Raw genomic sequence first — 1311 nt, 5'->3', positions numbered from 1 at the left:
GCCTCAATACAGGTGGTGCATGGTTGTCGTCAGCTCGTGTCGTGAGATGTTGGGTTAAGTCCCGCAACGAGCGCAACCCTTATCTTTAGTTGCCAGCATTTCGGATGGGAACTCTAAAGAGACTGCCGATGATAAATCGGAGGAAGGTGGGGATGACGTCAAATCATCATGCCCTATATGCCCTGGGCTACACACGTGCTACAATGGAAGGTACAAAGGGAAGCAAGATAGTGATATTAAGCAAACCTCAAAAAGCCTTTCTCAGTTCGGATTGTACTCTGCAACTCGAGTACATGAAGATGGAGTTGCTAGTAATCGCAGATCAGAATGCTGCGGTGAATGCGTTCCCGGGTCTTGTACACACCGCCCGTCACACCATGGGAGCTTGTAATACCCGAAGCCTGTGAGCAAACCGTAAGGTAGCAGCAGTCGAAGGTAGGATAAGTGACTGGGGTGAAGTCGTAACAAGGTAGCCGTATCGGAAGGTGCGGCTGGATCACCTCCTTTCTAAGGAAAAAGATCTTCACACTATTTTAATTATATATGGGGGTATAGCTCAGTTGGGAGAGCGCCTGCCTTGCAAGCAGGAGGTCAGGAGTTCGAATCTCCTTATCTCCACCAATGACCTAACAGAAATCTACGATTTCGTCGTAGGTCAGGTGTCGCGCAGTTTCAAATCTATGATTTGCCAAAAAGCGACCAAACCGACACGCGTAAAGCATGAAGGTTGAAAAAATCGCAAAAGCGATTTGAACCATAACAACTTAAAAACTAATCAAAATTTCTTAAACAAACAATTAAACTGGAAATAAACAGAAATGTTTATTAACAAAGGTCAAGTTAAAAAGAGCACTAGGAGAATGCCTAGGCACCAAGAGGCGATGAAGGACGTGACAAGCTGCGAAAAGCTACGAAGAGGAGCAAATATCTTATGACTCGTAGATATCCGAATGGGGAAACCCACCGTAAGGTATCCTATAGCCAATTCATAACTATAGGAAGCGAACCAGGTGAACTGAAACATCTAAGTAACCTGAGGAAAAGAAAGAAAACTCGATTCCCAAAGTAGCGGCGAGCGAACAGGGAAGAGCCCAAAGTGTAAAAAGAGAAAATAGCTAGTCGAATAATCTGGGAAGATAAACCAAAGAAGGTAACAGTCCTGTAGACGAAAGCGAAAATATCCGACACAAAAGAGTACCACGGAACACGAGAAATTCAGTGGGAACATGGGGGGACCACCCCCTAAGGCTAAATACTACTTGGTGACCGATAGCGAACAAGTACCGTGAGGGAAAGGTGAAAAGAACCCCG

The 1311-nt window shown here is 45.3% G+C and carries 1 tRNA gene and 2 rRNA genes; all 3 read left to right on the top strand.

Annotated features, from left to right (window positions below):
- Positions 1-507, top strand: a 16S ribosomal RNA gene (locus tag JOD41_RS09110); the annotation flags it as partial.
- Between the two features lie 38 nt (positions 508-545).
- A tRNA-Ala gene (locus tag JOD41_RS09105) sits at positions 546-621 on the top strand.
- A gap of 212 nt (positions 622-833) precedes the next feature.
- A 23S ribosomal RNA gene (locus JOD41_RS09100) occupies positions 834-1311 on the top strand; the annotation flags it as partial.

Origin of the sequence: Peptoniphilus gorbachii, from assembly GCF_016908115.1 — a bacterium.
GTDB lineage: Bacteria > Bacillota > Clostridia > Tissierellales > Peptoniphilaceae > Peptoniphilus_A > Peptoniphilus_A gorbachii.
Note: the sequence above shows the minus strand (reverse complement) of the source record. Positions and strands in the feature narration are given on the sequence as shown.